Consider the following 14,938-nt stretch of genomic DNA (forward strand, 5'->3'; position numbering starts at 1 on the left):
CGCGCCTCGGGCTCCTGCGCTTCTCGGCTCCTCCAAAGGGGAGTGAAGGAACAGCCGAACAGCCGTTCGCCACGAGGTATTCGTCTTGCCCCCTTTAGCACCGCCGAGCAGCGCAAGGCCTTGAGGGCGTGCGCGAAGCGCACTTCGTGAACTGACTCCGCGCAACTGTTTGAGCAGAGCGTAGCGGCGCGAGTTTTGCGCGGGCCCTCAAGGCCTGAGCAGCGCAGGGAACCGCTCGCGCAGCGAGCGGCGGTGCGGTCGGGGGTCGCTTCTTTGCCTACTTTCTTGTCGACACAAGAAAGTAGGTCGCCCGCCGGGGCGAACTCCCGGCACCGCACGGGCCTGGAACCGAGTGGTTGTTCGATGGCCGCTCATCAGGCGTCAGATACCTTCTTCGGTAGCATCCCGCCCATGCAAGACACCCGCAAAGCCCTGGTCCTGTTCTCCGGCGGCCAGGACTCCACCACCTGCCTGGCCTGGGCGCTGGACCGCTACGCCGAAGTCGAGACGCTGGCCTTCGACTACGGCCAGCGCCATCGCATCGAGCTGGACTGCCGCAACACCGTCCGCGCCGAGATCGCGCGCCAGTTCCCTCAGTGGGCCGGCAAGCTCGGCGCCGACCACCTGCTGGACCTCTCCCTGCTGGGCCAGATCAGCGACACCGCCCTGACCAGCGAGCGCGCCATCGAGTTGCAGGCCAACGGCTTGCCCAACACCTTCGTGCCGGGCCGCAACCTGCTGTTCCTGACCTTCGCGGCCACGCTGGCCTACCGCCGTGGTGCGACGGTGTTGGTGGGCGGCATGTGCGAGACCGATTTCTCCGGCTACCCCGATTGCCGGGACAACACGCTGAAGGCGTTGCAGGTGGCGCTCAGCCTGGGGCTGGATTCGCCCATGACGCTGGAGACGCCGCTGATGTTCATCGACAAGGCCGCCACCTGGCGCCTGGCCGAAAGCCTGGGCGGCGAGGCGCTGGTGAAGCTCATCGTCGAAGACACGCACACCTGCTACCTCGGCGAGCGCGGTGAGCTGCACGCCTGGGGCCACGGCTGCGGCCAGTGCCCGGCCTGCGCGCTGCGGGCCAGTGGCTTCGAGCGCTACAAGGCCGCCGCATGACGGCCTGGCAATGGATAGGCGTTGCGACAGCGGCGCTGCTGTTCTTCTGGAGCGTGGGCGCCTACAACCGGCTGATGTCGCTGCGCAACGCCATCGGCGAGGCGTTCGCGCAGCTGGACACGCACCTCAAGGAGCGCAGCGAGGTCTGCGACAAGCTGCTGGCCGCCGTGGGCCCGCGCCTGCCCAGCGAGCAGGCCACCTTCGATGCACTGGCCACGGCGCAGGCCGAGTCCCAGGCCGCCACGCAGGCCGTGCGCGCCAAGCCCTGGGCGCCCGACCCCGCCGGCAGCCTGGCCGTGGCCGGCGCGCTGCACGCGGCGGCGCTGACCCGCCTGCTGTCGCTGCTGGACCACCAGGCCGAGCTGCGCAGCGAGACCGAGATCGACGCGCTGGTCAGCGAGCTCAAGCTCGTCGAACGCCAGCGCGCCTTCACCCGCCAGGTCTTCAACAAAGCCGTCAGCCAGTACAACGAGGCACTGCATCAGTTCCCGACGCGGGTGCTGGCGAACCTGTACGGGTTCAGTGAAGCAAGGTCGCTCTGAGTTGCCGATGGACGCTGACCTGGGCGCCCGCATCCTCAAGGTCAACCATGCCGGCGAGAACGGCGCCGTCCACATCTATGCGGCGCAGATCCTTGTGGCGCGGTTGACGGCGCCGGAGCTGGTCCAGGACCTGCGCGAGTTCCGCTCGCACGAGGAACGCCACCGCGCCATCTTCCAGGCCGAGTTGCAGCGCCGCGGCCGGCAGCGCTGCCGCAGCTACCTGCTGTGCGGGGTGGGTGGTTTCGTGCTCGGCTTCGTCACCGCGCTGTTCGGTCGCCGCGCGATCGCGGCCACCACGGTGGCGGTAGAGCGAGTCGTGCTGCGACATCTGCAGCATCAGCTGACGCAGCTCCGCCCGTTGGACCCGGCCGCCGTGCAGGCCATCGAAGCCATCGTGGCCGACGAGCAGCACCACCACGACGAGCTGGCGGCGCAGGACCGCGGGCGCTGGGTGCGTTGCCTGGAGCCGGTCGTGGCAGCGTCCACCGAGACCGTCATCTGGCTGGGCATGAAGCTCTAGCCGGAACTCAGCCTGCCGACTTCTTCGGCATCAACGCCAGGAACTCTCGCCGCAGGTTCGCATCGGTGAGGAAGGCCCCGCGCATGACCGAGTTCGTCATCGCCGCCTCGATGTCCTTCACGCCGCGCCAGTGCATGCAGAAGTGGTCGGCCTCCATGACGACGGCCAGGCCGTCGGGCTTGACGCGGCCTTCCAGTTCGTTGGCCAGCATGATGACGGCCTCTTCCTGGATCTGCGGGCGGTTCATGACCCAGTCGGTCAGGCGCACGTACTTGGACAGGCCGATCAGGTTGGAGTGCTCGTTGGGCATGATGCCGATCCAGACCTTGCCCATGATGGGGCACAGGTGGTGCGAGCAGGCGCTGCGCACGGTGATCGGGCCCACGATCATCAGCTCGTTGAGGCGGCTGACGTTGGGGAACTCGGTGACGGCGGGCGCCTCGGCGTAGCGGCCGGCGAAGACCTCGCGCAGGAACATCTTGGCCACGCGCTTGGCCGTCTCCTGCGTGTTGTGGTCGCTGTCGGTGTCGATGACCAGGCTCTGCAGCACGGCCTGCATCCTGGCCTGCACTTCGTCCTGCAGAGCGTCCAGCTCGCCGGGCTCGATGAAGGCGGCGATGTTGTCGTTGGCGTGGTGGCGGCAACCGGCCGACACGAGGCGGTAGCGGATGCGCTCGGAAACCGGGGCGTCAGGGGCGGGGACTTTCATGGGCGCGGATTCTCGGCCGAAAGCCCACTTCTACACTCCCGCCATGTCCCAAAGCCCCCAGTCCGGCCACCCTTCCGCACCCTTGCACCGGCTGCTTGCCCAGGCCGCCGACGCGGTGCAGGGCGTGCGCGATGGCAAGTCCCTGACCGACCTGCTGGCCCGCGCGCCGGCCGACCTGCGCCCCGGCGCGCAAGCCCTGGCCTTCGCGACGCTGCGGCGGCTGGGCAGCGCCGAGGCCGTGCGCCAGCAGCTGGCACCCAAGGCCCCGCCGCCACGCGTGAACGCGCTGCTGCTGGTGGCGCTGGCGCTGCTGTGGCCCGAGCCCGGCGTCGAGCCCATGTATGCCGATCACACGCTGGTCGACCAGGCCGTGAAGGCGGCCAAGCAGCGCGCGCCGGCCAGCGCGGCCTTCATCAACGCCGTGCTGCGCCGCTTCCTGCGCGAACGCCAGGCGCTGATGGCCGCCGCCGAGCGCAGCCCGCTGGGCGCCTTCAACCACCCCGCCTGGTGGATCGAGAAGCTCAAGGCCGACTGGCCGACGCAATGGCAGGCCATCCTGGCCGCCAACAACCGCCCGCCGCCGATGACGCTGCGCGTGCACGCCCAGCAAGCCACGGCGGCGACCTATGTGGAGCGCCTGGCCGCGCTGGGCATGCCGGCGCGGGCGCTCGGGGGCGCCACGCCGCAGGCCGTCGTGCTCGACAGGCCGGCGCCGGTGTCGGCACTGCCGGGCTTTGACGAAGGCCTGGTCTCGGTGCAGGACGCGGCCGCCCAGCTGGCCGCGCCGCTGCTCATCGGCACCGGCTTGCGGCCCGGCGCCCGCGTGCTCGACGCCTGCGCCGCTCCCGGCGGCAAGACCGCCCACTTGTTGGAGATTGAGCCCGACCTGCAGCTGACCGCGCTGGACGCCGACGCCCAGCGCCTGACGCGCGTGCAGGACAACCTGAATCGGTTGCAACAAAAAGCAACTCTCAAGGCCGCCGACGCGCGCCAGACCGCCGCCTGGTGGGACGGCCAGCCCTTCGACGCCATCCTGCTCGACGCCCCCTGCAGCGCCTCGGGCATCGTGCGCCGCCACCCCGACGTGCGCTGGCTGCGCCGGCCGGACGACATCGCCGCGCTGGCCACCATCCAGGCGGAACTGCTGGACGCGCTGTGGCCGCTGCTGGCCCCCGGGGGCCGTCTCGTTTACGCCACCTGCTCGGTGTTCCGCGCCGAAGGTCAGGCCCAGCTCGACGCGTTTTTGCAACGCCAGCCCCACGCGAAGTCCCACGCCGTGCCCGGCTTCACGGGTCACCTGCTGCCCGTGGCCGAGAATGCCTCTCAACCTGAGCCGCCCCTGGACGGCTTCTTCTACGCGTTGATCACCAAGCCCTGACTTGTTCGCCCGGATCGCCATCGCCGCTTTCTTTGCCGCGCTGCTCGCGCTGTTGCCGGGCGCTGCGCGGGCCGATGGCATCGAGCTGGCGAACCTGGCCACGCGGCGGGTGGAGGACGGGCTGGAGCTGAGCTTCAGCACGCGCTTCGAGCTCAGCCATGCCGCCGAGGAGGCGCTGCACAAAGGGGTGCCGCTGTACTTCGTGGCCGAGGCCAACGTGCTGCGCAACCGCTGGTATTGGCGGGATGCGCGCATCTCGCGCGTCGAGCGCACCTGGCGCCTGGCCTGGCAGCCGCTGACGCGGCAGTACCGCGTCTCCATGGGCGGGCTGCACCAGAGCTTCCAGACGCTGGACGACGCGCTGGACGTGCTGCGCGGGCAGAGCGGCTGGCGCATTGCCGAGCCGCGCGACATCGAAGACAGCGGCAGCAGCTATTACATCGAGTTCAGCTACCGGCTCGACGTCAGCCAGCTGCCCCGCCCGATGCAGATCGGCCTGCAGTCCGGCTTTGCGCTGAACATCGACGAGAAGCGCAGCTTCGCCGCTGATTTCACGCTGAAGTGATGCCCCTGGTTCAACGAGTTCGTTGGCCGGCGATGCCGGCTGCGCTGTGGCGTGCGCGACTGCGCGCCGCTCGGTTGGCCGCAGCGGCGCCTGGGTCATCGGCATGAATCGCGCGGCGCGGTGGGGCTGGGGCATCACGCTGGTGACCCTCACCGGCGTGGCCGGCGTGCTGGCCTTCGTGCTGATCGTCGGCACCACGTCCGAGCGCGGCTTCTTCGAGCGGCACTACCACTGGCTCTACTGGGTCAACGTGGCCGTGGCCGCCGTGCTGACGCTGGTCATCCTGACGGCCGCCGTGCGGCTGTTCGTGCGCGTGCGGCGCGGGCGCTTCGGCAGCCGGCTGCTGCTCAAGCTGGCCGGCATCTTCGCGCTCGTCGGCGTGGTGCCCGGCGTGATGATCTACGCCGTCTCCTACCAGTTCGTGAACCGCAGCATCGAGAACTGGTTCGACGTGCGCCTGGCCACCGCGCTGGAGGCCGGCCTGAACCTCGGCCGTGGCACGCTGGACGCGCTGGTGGCCGACCTCGGCACCAAGACGCGTGACGCCGCCGACCAGCTCGCCGAGTCCACCGCGCCGCAGCTGCTCGCGCTGGAGCGCCTGCGCGACAAGCTCGGCGCGCGCAGCATCGCCCTCGTGGGCGGCAACGGCCAGATCCTGATGGAAAGCGGCGGCGACACCCACCAGCTCACGCCGGACCGGCCCAGCAGCGCCATGCTGCGCCAGGCGCGCGGCGGCGGTGTGGCCAGCCAGCTCGAAGGGCTGGAGGACGAAGCCGCAGCGCTGCAGGGCGGCGCGCAGATCCGCACGCTCGCGCTGCTGCCCAGCACCGAGCTGCGGCTGGGCATGGGCGAGCGCTATCTGATGGTCATCCAGCGCATCCCGGCCAACATGCTCAGCAACGCGCTGGCCGTGCAGACCGCCAACAGCGAATACCAGCAGCGCTCGCTGGAGCGCGTGGGCCTGCGCCGCATGTATCTCGGCACGCTGACGCTGGTGCTCATCCTGGCCGTGTTCGCCGCGCTGCTGCTGGCCGTCACGCTGGGCAACCAGCTCGCGCGCCCGCTGCTGATGCTGGCCGACGGCATGCGCCAGGTGGCGCTGGGCGACCTGTCGGTGCGGCCCGTGCTGGCGTCGCGCGACGAACTCGGCGGGCTGACGCGCTCGTTCGCCGACATGACGGGCCAGCTCGCCGACGCGCGCGCCCAGGTCTCGCGCACGGTGGCCGAGCTCGACGCCGCCCGCACCCACCTGCAGACCATCCTCGACAACCTGACGGCCGGCGTCCTCGTGTTCGATGCCGACGGCCTGATCGAGACCGTCAACCCCGGTGCCACGCGCATCCTGCGCCTGCCGCTGTCGGCCTACGCCGGCCGCCCGCTGGCCGACGTGCCGGGCCTGTCGGAGTTCTCCGCCTCGCTGAACCAGCGCTTCGACCAGAGCGCCAGCGGCGACGGCGCGGGCGACCTGGACCGCGAGCTATGGCAGGAATCCTTCGAGCTGGCACTGCATCCCAAGCAGGACCCGCTGACGCTGCTGGTGCGCGGCGCCCCGCTGCCCTTCGGCGCCCGCCTGGTCGTGTTCGACGACATCTCGGAGGTCGTCTCCGCACAGCGCTCTGCCGCGTGGAGCGAAGTGGCGCGCCGCCTCGCCCACGAGATCAAGAACCCGCTCACGCCCATCCAGCTGTCGGCCGAGCGCATGCAGCACAAGCTCGAGGCCAAGCTGGAAGGCACGGACCAGGCCATGCTCGTGCGCTCCGTGGCCACCATCGTCAACCAGGTGCAGGCGATGAAGCAGCTCGTCAACGAGTTCCGCGACTACGCCCGCCTGCCCTCCGCGCAGCTGAAAGCCCTGGATCTCAACGCCCTCATCCACGAAGTGCTCAGCCTCTACGCCGAGGCGCAGGAGACCGGCCGCCTCACGACGCAGCTGGCCGCGAACCTGCCGCACATCAAGGGCGACGCCAGCCAGCTACGCCAGGTCATCCACAACCTCGTGCAGAACGCGCTCGATGCCGTGCAGGATCACCCCGACGGCCGCGTTACTGTGCGCTCGTCGCTGGCGCTGACCGAGGCCGGCGCGCCCCGCGCCGTGCGGCTGCACATCGTCGACAACGGCCCCGGGTTCGCCGAGAAGGTGCTCAAGCGCGCCTTCGAGCCCTACGTCACCACCAAGACCAAGGGCACCGGCCTGGGCCTGGCCGTCGTGAAGAAAATTGCCGACGAACATGGTGCCCGCATCAGCCTGCGCAACCTCCATCCCGCTCCCGATGCGGGTTCTCCCGTTCCTGAAGAACATGACGCCGTCGTGATCGGCGCGCAAGTTTCGCTATCATTTTCGAATCTGACGCCTGCCACCGAACCCGGCATGCAGGGCGCCAAGACTTAAGGATTCATGGCCACCATTCTTGTTGTCGACGATGAGCTGGGCATTCGCGCCCTGCTGTCAGAGATCCTCAGCGACGAGGGGCACACCATCGAGCTTGCCGAGAACGCCGCCCAGGCGCGGTCGGCGCGCGAGCGGATGCGCCCCGACCTCGTGCTGCTCGACATCTGGATGCCCGATGTCGACGGGGTCACTCTGCTCAAGGAATGGGGCGGTGCCGGCCTGCTGACGATGCCCGTCATCATGATGAGCGGCCACGGCACCATCGACACGGCGGTGGAAGCCACCAAGTTCGGCGCCATCGCCTTCCTCGAAAAGCCCATCACGCTGCAAAAGCTGTTGCGAGCCGTGGAGCAGGCGCTCGTCAAGACGGCGCCGCCGCGCCCTGCGCCGGCCGCCATGGGCCAGCCCAGTTATGCACGCGCCGAGCTGCCCCCCAGCCTGAGCCTTGGCGGCCTGCCCGCCACGACGCCCGGGCAGATCGGCGGCACCCTGCCCGGCCACCTGGCCGGTAACGCCAGCAACAGCCACACGCTGCTGTCCGAACAAAGCTTCGAGCTCGACCGCCCGCTGCGCGAGGCCCGCGACGCCTTCGAGAAGAGCTATTTCGAGTTCCACCTCGCCAAGGAAAACGGCTCCATGACCCGCGTGGCCGAGAAGACCGGCCTGGAGCGCACGCACCTCTACCGCAAGCTCAAGCAGCTGGGCGTGGACCTCAGCCGCAACAAACGCGGCGCGGGTGGCTGACGCCAAAGTCCTGTGCTATAGTCGTGGACTTCGCTGATCTGCCTTGCAGCTCGGCGAAGCAAAAAGGCCAAGTAGCTCAGTTGGTAGAGCAGCGGATTGAAAATCCGCGTGTCGGTGGTTCGATTCCGCCCTTGGCCACCAAGATTGCAAACCCCTGGTTCCCGATGGAATCAGGGGTTTTTGCTTTTCAGTGGTCGCAGGTCCGCCCATGGGCCTTCGGTAGCGCCCGTTCCCGTGGGTGGTTGATCTGTCAAGGACCCGCCGTGGCCGCTGGAAACTCCCCCATGCACGACGAACTGCTGGCGTTCGTTCTCAAGAGCCTCTGCACCCGCACGTTGACTGCGTTTGCGCAGGAGTCGCGGCTGGACGGCGAAAGCCTGAAGGACGCGGTGGAACGGTACGAGGTCGACTACGCATGGCATGTGCTGGGCTCGGACCGCGTGCGCGACGAGACAGTCGCGCTGCTCGAGGCCAGGCTTGGCCAGGCGGCGACCGTGGCGCAAAAGTCCTGCTTGACCGCCGTGCTGAGGGCGGCCGCCGCGAGCCAACCCGCCGACCTGTTGATGAGCTTCGACAACGACCTGCCCGAACAACTGGCGGCGTTGCTGGTTGAGCAGGCTGACAGCCTGGCAACGTCTGCGGTGCTGGCCGATTGATGCGCCGGGGCTGACTGCTCGCGTCGCCGGGGCTGTCCGCCGCTGCCACTTGGAGCCTGTCGGCAAAGCCTGACAAGCCGGGAAGGCGGGCATCACGCGGCGCCCGATCACTCGAAGTGCAAGCCGTCGGCACGCCCCGGCTGCCGAGACGCCGTGCGCTTTCAGGCGCCGCGCGTGATGGGCATCGCGATCTTGTCGGTGGGCAGCTTCATGTGGCGGGCCAGCTCCAGCTTGGCCAGCGAGTTGCGGTGCACCTCGTCCGGCCCATCGGCCAGCCGCAGCGTGCGCTGGTGGGCCCACATCGTGGCCAGTGGCGTGTCCTGCGACACACCGGCGCCGCCGAAAAGCTGGATGGCCCAGTCGATGACCTGCAGCGCCATGTTGGGCGCGACGATCTTGATCATCGCGATCTCCGCCTTGGCGACCTTGTTGCCCACCGTGTCCATCATGTAGGCGGCCTTCAGCGTCAGCAGCCGCGCCTGCTCGATCATGCAGCGCGCCTCGGCGATGCGCTCCTGCGTGACGGTCTGCTGGGCCAGCGTCTTGCCGAAGGCGGTGCGCGCGACGGCGCGCTCGCACATCAGTTGCAGCGCCCGCTCGGCGGCACCGATGGAGCGCATGCAGTGGTGGATGCGCCCGGGCCCGAGGCGACCCTGCGCGATCTCGAAGCCACGGCCCTCGCCAAGCAGGATGTTGGCCACCGGCACGCGCACGTTCTTCAGCTCGACCTCCATGTGGCCGTGCGGCGCGTCGTCGTAGCCGAACACCGACAACGGCCGCACGACGGTGATGCCCGGCGCATCGGCCGGCACGACGATCATGGACTGCTGTTCGTGCTTGCCGGCGTCGGGGCTGGTCTTGCCCATGACGATGTAGACCGCGCAGCGCGGGTCGCCGGCGCCGCTGCTCCACCATTTGCGGCCGTTGATGACGTAGTCGTCGCCATCACGCTCGATGCGGCATTCGATGTTGGTGGCGTCGGACGAGGCCACGGCAGGCTCGGTCATCAGGAAGGCCGAGCGGATCTCGCCGGCCAGCAGCGGCTCCAGCCAACGGTCCTTCAGCGCGTCCGACGCGTAGCGCTCCAGCGTCTCCATGTTGCCGGTGTCCGGCGCCGAGCAGTTGAACACCTCGGGCGCCCAGAACACGCGGCCCATGATCTCGCACAGCGGCGCGTATTCGAGGTTGGACAGCCCTTCGGGAGCGCGGTCAGAGCGCGGCAGAAACAGGTTCCACAGCCCGGCCGCGCGTGCCTTGGGCTTGAGCTCCTCGATGACCTTCGTCGCCTGCCAGGGGTTGCCGGCGCGGCGGTTGGCCTCCACCTCTTCGAGGTAGCGACGCTCGTTCGGATAGATGTGGGCCTCGAAGAAGGTGAGCAGTTGCTCGCGCATGCGGGCAACCTGGGGCGAATAGTCGAAATGCATGACTCGGCTTCTGCAGTGCGGGCGACGGCAGTTTGTCTCAGCCCGCCGCGCGAGCTTGTCACGCAGGCGGCAGCGCCGCTGCATGCTGGTGCACACTCGCGCCGCCATCGGGACGGTGGAAGGGAAGACGATGAAGCAATACCTCTGGATGAAGGCGATCGCCGGGTTGCTCGGGCTGTGCGCGCTGCTGTATGGCATCAGCATCATGGACGCCGACCCCACGCTGCGCGTGATGCGCGACGTGAGCATGGCCGACATCGAGGCGGGCCGGATACCACGCGATGGCCAGCTCGTGCGCATCACCGACGCCTGGCTGCTGCCGACCTGGGTCGTGGAGTACTCGCAGAGCCGCAAGCGCGGCGATCACGCGCATGTGCATGTCGGCGTCGGGTCGGCGGCGAGCTTCCAGCACGCCGCCACGGGCCAGAAGACCGACGTGAAGCTGTGGCTGCGCCTGCTGCAGGACTACCGCACCCGCGAGGCCGCCAGCGCCGCGATGAACCGCGACTCGATCTACGGCAAGGCAGAGAGCCGAGTCGGCGTCATCAGCGAGCTGCCCGAGAGCGTGCGCAGCAGCATCGCCGACACCAACACCTGGACCTCGCGGGCGACGATGCGGCTGGAAGAAGGCGCCACGCCCAGCACCGAGGGCGACGGCGTGGGCTTCGCGGCGGCCGGTGCGCTGGCGCTGCTGCTGGTGGCCGCCTGGGTGGCGGCGGACTACTTCAGCGATGTCTGGCGGCGCGGCCTCGGCGGGCCGGACTGCACCACGTTCGCTGGCGCATCGCCGTGGCTGCTGGGCTTTGCGCTGTCGCTGCTGGCCGCGCCGCCACTGCTGTTCGTCGCCGCCGGCGCGTGGGTGGATGCCCACGTGGCGAGCGCCACACTGCCTGTGGTCATCGTCGCGCTGCTGGCGCTAGGCGGCTTTTCGCTGTGGCGCAACCGGGTCGCGTGGATCGTCACGCCCAAGGGCCTGGCCCGCGCCGGCCATGGCGGCGCCAAGCCGCTGGTGCGCTGGGAGGCCGTCGACGCGCTGGCCATTGCCGAGCGCCACTTTCGCGGCAATGTCGCGGTGACGTACACGCTGCATGCCGGCCAGCGCCAGTTCAAGGTGGGCAACGGCCTGTTTTCGGGCGGTGTGGACGCGCACGGCCCGCTGGGCCAGCGGCTGCGCGAGCAGGTGGCCCAGCATGCGGTGCCGGCGCTGCTGGCCCGGCTGGCGGCGGGGGAGCGCGTCGATTTCGGCGCCCTGGGTGCCTGCCGCGACGGGCTGATCAAGGGGAAGTTGCAGACGGGCGAGGTGCTGGCCTGGGCCGAGATCGAGTCCAGCGTGCTGAAGGCCGGCATTCTGCGAATCAAGCGCAAGGGCAAGTTGCTGACGTGGGAGAAGGTCTCGCTGGGCAAGCTGCGCAACCCTGACCTGCTGCTTCAGCTGATCCAGCAGCGCGGCATGGGCCTGGCCCGCAGCGGCTGAGCGCCGCGCCCGCCGCCACTCGCCAACGCAGCCTCAGCCAGCCAGCAGCTTCTGCTCGGCCAGCGCCAGCGCCGCCGGCACGCCGCTGATGACCAGCGTGTCGCCGCCGGCCAGCTTGGCGCCGTCGACGAGCTGGCCCTGGCCGTTCGCGCGGCGCAGCGACACGACGGCCACGCCCAGCGCGTGCAGCGCCAGGTCGTCCAGCGGGCGGCCGGCATGCGGGCTGGCCGTGGGCAGCGTGACCGAGGACAGGCGGGCCTGCTCGATCTCGTCCACCGTGTCGTCATCGGTGCCGTGGAAGTAGCCCCGCAGCAGGCCGTAGCGCTTGTCGCGCGCGTCCCGCGTGATGCGGATGACGCGGCGCATCGGCACGCCCACCAGCGCCAGCGCGTGCGAGGCCAGCATCAGCGAGCCCTCGATGGCCTCCGGCACCACCTCGGTCGCGCCGGCGGCCTTGAGGCGCTCCAGGTCGGCGTCGTCGATGGTGCGCACGATGACCGGCACGCGCGGCGCGTGCGCGCGCACCAGGTCCAGGATCTTCAGCGCCGACGGCGTGTCGTGGTAACTCACGACGACGGCGGCCGCCCGCGCCAGGCCCGCCGCCATCAGGCTCTGCACCTTGGCGGCATCGCCGAACACGACGCTCTGCCCCGCCGCCGCCGCCTGGCGCACGCGGTCGGGGTCCAGGTCCAGCGCCATGTAGGGGATGTGTTCGCCGTCCAGCAGCCGCGCGAGGTTCTGGCCCGAGCGGCCGTAGCCGCAGATGATGACGTGGGCCTCGGTCTTGATGCTCTTCTTGGCGATGCTCGTCAGCTGCACCGACTGCATCAGCCAGTCGCTGCTGGACAGCTTCATGACGATGCGGTTGCTGTACATGACGAGGATGGGCGTGGCCAGCATCGACAGCACCATGCTCGCCAGCACCGGGCTGACCCACTGCGCCGCGATGAGGTTCTGCTGCGCCCCGAGCGTCAGCAGCACGAAACCGAACTCGCCCGCCTGCGCCAGGTACAGCCCGGTGCGCAGCGCCACGCCGGGCGGTGAGCGGAACAGCCGCGCCAACCCGGCGATCAACACGAACTTGGCCAGCACGGGCAGCGCCGTCAGCGCGATGACCAGCCACCAGCTGTCCACCAGCGGATGCCAGTCCAGCTTCATGCCGATGGTGATGAAGAACAGCCCCAGCAGCACGTCGTGGAAGGGCCGGATGTCGGTCTCCACCTGATGGCGGTACTCGGTCTCCGAGATCAACATGCCGGCGACGAATGCGCCCAGCGCCAGGCTCAGCCCGGCGTGCTCCGTCATCCAGGCCAGGCCCAGCGTGACGAGCAGCAGGTTCAGCATGAACAGCTCGTCGCTCTTGCGCCGCGCCACCAGCGTGAGCCACCAGCGCATCAGCTTCTGGCCACCGAACAACAGCACGCCCAGCAGCACGACTGCCTTCAGCCCGGCCCAGGCCAGCGCCTCGGCCATCTCACCGCCACTGCTGTTCAGCGCCGGGATCAGCACCAGCAAAGGCACCACCGCCAGATCCTGGAACAGCAGCACGCCCATGACCAGCTTGCCGTGCGGGCTCTCCAGCTCCAGCCGCTCGGCCATCAGCTTCACGACGATGGCCGTCGAGCTCATCGCCATGGCCGCACCCAGCACCAGCGCACCTTCCCAACTCAGGTCCCAGGCCTGGCCCAGCAGCTTCAGCCCTGTCATCAGCAGCGCGTTGCCGGCGATGGCGCCCACGATCGTCAGCACCACCTGCGACATGCCGAGCCCGAAGACGGCCGTCTTCAGCGCGCGCAACTTGGGCAGGTTGAACTCCAGCCCGATGGCGAACATCAGGAACACGACGCCGAACTCGGCCAGGTACTGGATGCTGGCCGAGTCATGCGCGAACGCCAGCGCATTCGGGCCGATCATCACGCCAACAGCCAGATAACCCAGCATGGGCGGCAGCTTCAGCGACCGGCAAACGACAACGCCCAGCACCGCGGCGACGAGATAGAGAAGGGCAAGGTCCAGGGAGGTCACGTGCCGATGGTATGCGGGCTGTTCGCGCCGGCTGAACTTTGAGCAACAGGTTAGCCCGGCAACTCGAGCAGCTGGGGCTTGCTGCAGGACCTGGGCGTGAAGCCCAGCATCGCCGCCGCCGACCTGGGCGGCCACGTGTCACCGACCGCCGTAATAGAGCCACCGATGTTCGGCATATTGGAGCCAGGAACAGGTGAGGTAGCCTGACTTTCCCGGACACCCGCTTGAGGGCGGATTGACCGAAGAGGAAGCGATGAGGAAAACGACGACATACACGCCGGAGTTCAAGGTCGAAGCAGTGAAGCTGGTGACCGACCAGGGGCTGAGTCATCAGGAAGCCGCGGCCAAGCTGGATATCCCGACGGGCACGCTGAGCAACTGAATCAGCCAGCGCCCGACTTCAGTGGTTACAAACAGTGCTTCGAAATGGGCGTCGCCGAGGTCGGCTGCATGGCGCACGCTCGACGCAAGTTCCACGAGCTCTGGGCCAACCACCAGAGCAAGGTCGGCGAGCAGGCGCTGAAGTTCTTCCAGGCGCTGTACGACGTCGAGCGCGATGCCGCAGACCTGAACACTGACGACCGACGAGCGCTTCGACTCGAGCGAGCCAAGCCTGTCGCCGATGCGCTCAAACAATGGCTCGACGAGCCCCGGCAGAAGGTGCCGGACGGCTCGGCAACCGCCAAGGCCATCGACTACAGCCGACGACGCTGGGCTGCGCTAACGCGCTACCTGAACGACGGACGTCTGCCCATTGACAACAATTGGGTAGAAAACCAAATCCGCCCAATTGCTCTCGGAAGAGCGAACTGGCTCTTCGCCGGCAGCCTTCGCGCGGGCAAGCGGGCCGCGGCCATCATGTGTTGGCGCCGACCGAACTTTGACCACCCGCGCCGATTGAATCTTGACCAGGGGGCGGAGGCCGTCGCGATGACGGCCATCTGTGGATAAGTCTAGTCCTGATGCGTTGGCGGGTCCTCCGTGCTGGGGTCGGCAGGCGCTGTTTTGCGGGTCTGCTCTCTGGCCCGGATGCGTGTCTTGGCCGTCTCGCTGCTGTGCCGGAAGCGGTAGGACTCGTTGCCCGTTTCGATGATGTGGCAGTGATGCGTGAGCCTGTCCAACAACGCCGTGGTCATCTTGGCGTCCCCGAAGACACTGGCCCATTCGCCGAAGGTCAGGTTGGTCGTGACCATCACGCTGGTGCGCCCGTAGAGCTTGGAGAGCAGGTGGAACAGCAGCGCCCCACCGGCTTGGCTGAACGGCAGGTAACCCAGTTCGTCCAGGATCACGAGGTCCATGTGCATCAGCGTTAGCGCAATGCGGCCAGCACGCCCCTCGGCCTTCTCTCGCTCCAGTGCGTTGACCAGATCGACCGTCGAGTAGAACCGCACCCGTT

The 14,938-nt window shown here is 68.7% G+C and carries 14 protein-coding genes, 1 tRNA gene and 1 pseudogene; 12 read left to right on the top strand and 4 right to left on the bottom strand.

Going from position 1 to position 14,938, the window contains the following annotated elements; translation table 11 throughout:
- Positions 1 to 411: 411 nt before the first annotated feature.
- Genes queC through ACG00X_RS11615 form a run of 3 tightly spaced genes read left to right on the top strand, consistent with a single transcriptional unit; the run spans position 412 to position 2,178 of the window.
- A complete protein-coding gene (gene queC / locus ACG00X_RS11605) occupies positions 412 to 1,116 on the top strand; it encodes a 7-cyano-7-deazaguanine synthase QueC (RefSeq protein ID WP_394488337.1) in 705 nt (234 codons plus the stop codon).
- On the top strand, positions 1,113 to 1,658 hold the full coding sequence (locus ACG00X_RS11610; protein ID WP_394488338.1) for a LemA family protein: 546 nt from the start codon (positions 1,113 to 1,115) through the stop codon (positions 1,656 to 1,658). The genes queC and ACG00X_RS11610 overlap by 4 nt, the downstream gene beginning before the upstream one ends.
- Before the next feature lie 7 nt (positions 1,659 to 1,665).
- On the top strand, positions 1,666 to 2,178 hold the full coding sequence (locus tag ACG00X_RS11615; protein ID WP_394488339.1) for a demethoxyubiquinone hydroxylase family protein: 513 nt from the start codon (positions 1,666 to 1,668) through the stop codon (positions 2,176 to 2,178).
- 7 nt (positions 2,179 to 2,185) lie between these two features.
- Here ACG00X_RS11615 and folE read toward each other — a convergent pair whose 3' ends face one another.
- Complete coding sequence (gene folE / locus ACG00X_RS11620) at positions 2,186 to 2,887, bottom strand: GTP cyclohydrolase I (RefSeq protein ID WP_394488340.1); 702 nt, start codon at positions 2,885 to 2,887, stop codon at positions 2,186 to 2,188.
- Positions 2,888 to 2,930: 43 nt separating this feature from the next.
- Here folE and rsmB point away from each other — a divergent pair, with 43 nt between their 5' ends.
- The 6 genes from rsmB (at position 2,931) to ACG00X_RS11650 (ending at position 8,619) form a co-directional block, all read left to right on the top strand.
- The gene (gene rsmB, locus ACG00X_RS11625) at positions 2,931 to 4,265 is read left to right on the top strand and encodes a 16S rRNA (cytosine(967)-C(5))-methyltransferase RsmB (protein ID WP_394488341.1); all 1,335 of its coding nucleotides are present in this window, start codon (positions 2,931 to 2,933) and stop codon (positions 4,263 to 4,265) included.
- Position 4,266: 1 nt separating this feature from the next.
- Positions 4,267 to 4,830 (top strand): DUF4390 domain-containing protein, encoded by a 564-nt coding sequence (locus tag ACG00X_RS11630; protein WP_394488342.1) that lies wholly within the window; start codon positions 4,267 to 4,269, stop codon positions 4,828 to 4,830.
- Positions 4,831 to 4,933: 103 nt separating this feature from the next.
- The gene (locus ACG00X_RS11635; protein ID WP_394488343.1) at positions 4,934 to 7,219 is read left to right on the top strand and encodes a sensor histidine kinase; all 2,286 of its coding nucleotides are present in this window, start codon (positions 4,934 to 4,936) and stop codon (positions 7,217 to 7,219) included.
- Positions 7,220 to 7,225: 6 nt separating this feature from the next.
- Entirely contained in the window at positions 7,226 to 7,963 is a 738-nt protein-coding gene (locus ACG00X_RS11640) for a response regulator (RefSeq protein ID WP_394488344.1), read from the top strand.
- Between the two features lie 65 nt (positions 7,964 to 8,028).
- Positions 8,029 to 8,104, top strand: a tRNA-Phe gene (locus ACG00X_RS11645).
- A gap of 143 nt (positions 8,105 to 8,247) precedes the next feature.
- Complete coding sequence (locus tag ACG00X_RS11650) at positions 8,248 to 8,619, top strand: hypothetical protein (protein ID WP_394488345.1); 372 nt, start codon at positions 8,248 to 8,250, stop codon at positions 8,617 to 8,619.
- Between the two features lie 161 nt (positions 8,620 to 8,780).
- On the opposite strand, the gene ACG00X_RS11655 is transcribed toward ACG00X_RS11650, so the two are convergent.
- Positions 8,781 to 10,043 (bottom strand): acyl-CoA dehydrogenase family protein, encoded by a 1,263-nt coding sequence (locus ACG00X_RS11655; RefSeq protein ID WP_394488346.1) that lies wholly within the window; start codon positions 10,041 to 10,043, stop codon positions 8,781 to 8,783.
- A 130-nt stretch (positions 10,044 to 10,173) separates the two neighbouring features.
- Here ACG00X_RS11655 and ACG00X_RS11660 point away from each other — a divergent pair, with 130 nt between their 5' ends.
- On the top strand, positions 10,174 to 11,517 hold the full coding sequence (locus ACG00X_RS11660) for a DUF6585 family protein (protein ID WP_394488347.1): 1,344 nt from the start codon (positions 10,174 to 10,176) through the stop codon (positions 11,515 to 11,517).
- A 33-nt stretch (positions 11,518 to 11,550) separates the two neighbouring features.
- Here ACG00X_RS11660 and ACG00X_RS11665 read toward each other — a convergent pair whose 3' ends face one another.
- Positions 11,551 to 13,542: a monovalent cation:proton antiporter family protein gene (locus ACG00X_RS11665; protein ID WP_394488348.1), complete on the bottom strand. Its 1,992-nt coding sequence runs from the start codon at positions 13,540 to 13,542 to the stop codon at positions 11,551 to 11,553.
- Positions 13,543 to 13,795: 253 nt separating this feature from the next.
- On the opposite strand from ACG00X_RS11665, the gene ACG00X_RS11670 reads away from it, so the two are divergent.
- Entirely contained in the window at positions 13,796 to 13,924 is a 129-nt protein-coding gene (locus ACG00X_RS11670; protein WP_419964733.1) for a transposase, read from the top strand.
- A 14-nt stretch (positions 13,925 to 13,938) separates the two neighbouring features.
- Positions 13,939 to 14,403: pseudogene (locus tag ACG00X_RS11675) on the top strand (IS66 family transposase); the annotation flags it as partial.
- Positions 14,404 to 14,495: 92 nt separating this feature from the next.
- Here the strand turns inward: ACG00X_RS11675 and ACG00X_RS11680 are convergent.
- On the bottom strand, positions 14,496 to 14,938 hold a 443-nt coding region (locus ACG00X_RS11680), incomplete at its 5' end, for an ATP-binding protein (RefSeq protein ID WP_394488349.1).

Origin of the sequence: Pelomonas nitida, from assembly GCF_043555975.1 — a bacterium.
GTDB lineage: Bacteria > Pseudomonadota > Gammaproteobacteria > Burkholderiales > Burkholderiaceae_C > Pelomonas > Pelomonas nitida.

Coding starts and splice junctions, on each gene's coding strand:
- queC (WP_394488337.1), top strand. CDS start 412: ATGCAAGACACCCGCAAAGCCCTGGTCCTGTTCTCCGGCGGCCAGGAC.
- ACG00X_RS11610 (WP_394488338.1), top strand. CDS start 1,113: ATGACGGCCTGGCAATGGATAGGCGTTGCGACAGCGGCGCTGCTGTTC.
- ACG00X_RS11615 (WP_394488339.1), top strand. CDS start 1,666: ATGGACGCTGACCTGGGCGCCCGCATCCTCAAGGTCAACCATGCCGGC.
- folE (WP_394488340.1), bottom strand. CDS start 2,887: ATGAAAGTCCCCGCCCCTGACGCCCCGGTTTCCGAGCGCATCCGCTAC.
- rsmB (WP_394488341.1), top strand. CDS start 2,931: ATGTCCCAAAGCCCCCAGTCCGGCCACCCTTCCGCACCCTTGCACCGG.
- ACG00X_RS11635 (WP_394488343.1), top strand. CDS start 4,934: ATGAATCGCGCGGCGCGGTGGGGCTGGGGCATCACGCTGGTGACCCTC.
- ACG00X_RS11640 (WP_394488344.1), top strand. CDS start 7,226: ATGGCCACCATTCTTGTTGTCGACGATGAGCTGGGCATTCGCGCCCTG.
- ACG00X_RS11650 (WP_394488345.1), top strand. CDS start 8,248: ATGCACGACGAACTGCTGGCGTTCGTTCTCAAGAGCCTCTGCACCCGC.
- ACG00X_RS11655 (WP_394488346.1), bottom strand. CDS start 10,043: ATGCATTTCGACTATTCGCCCCAGGTTGCCCGCATGCGCGAGCAACTG.
- ACG00X_RS11660 (WP_394488347.1), top strand. CDS start 10,174: ATGAAGCAATACCTCTGGATGAAGGCGATCGCCGGGTTGCTCGGGCTG.
- ACG00X_RS11670 (WP_419964733.1), top strand. CDS start 13,796: ATGAGGAAAACGACGACATACACGCCGGAGTTCAAGGTCGAAGCAGTG.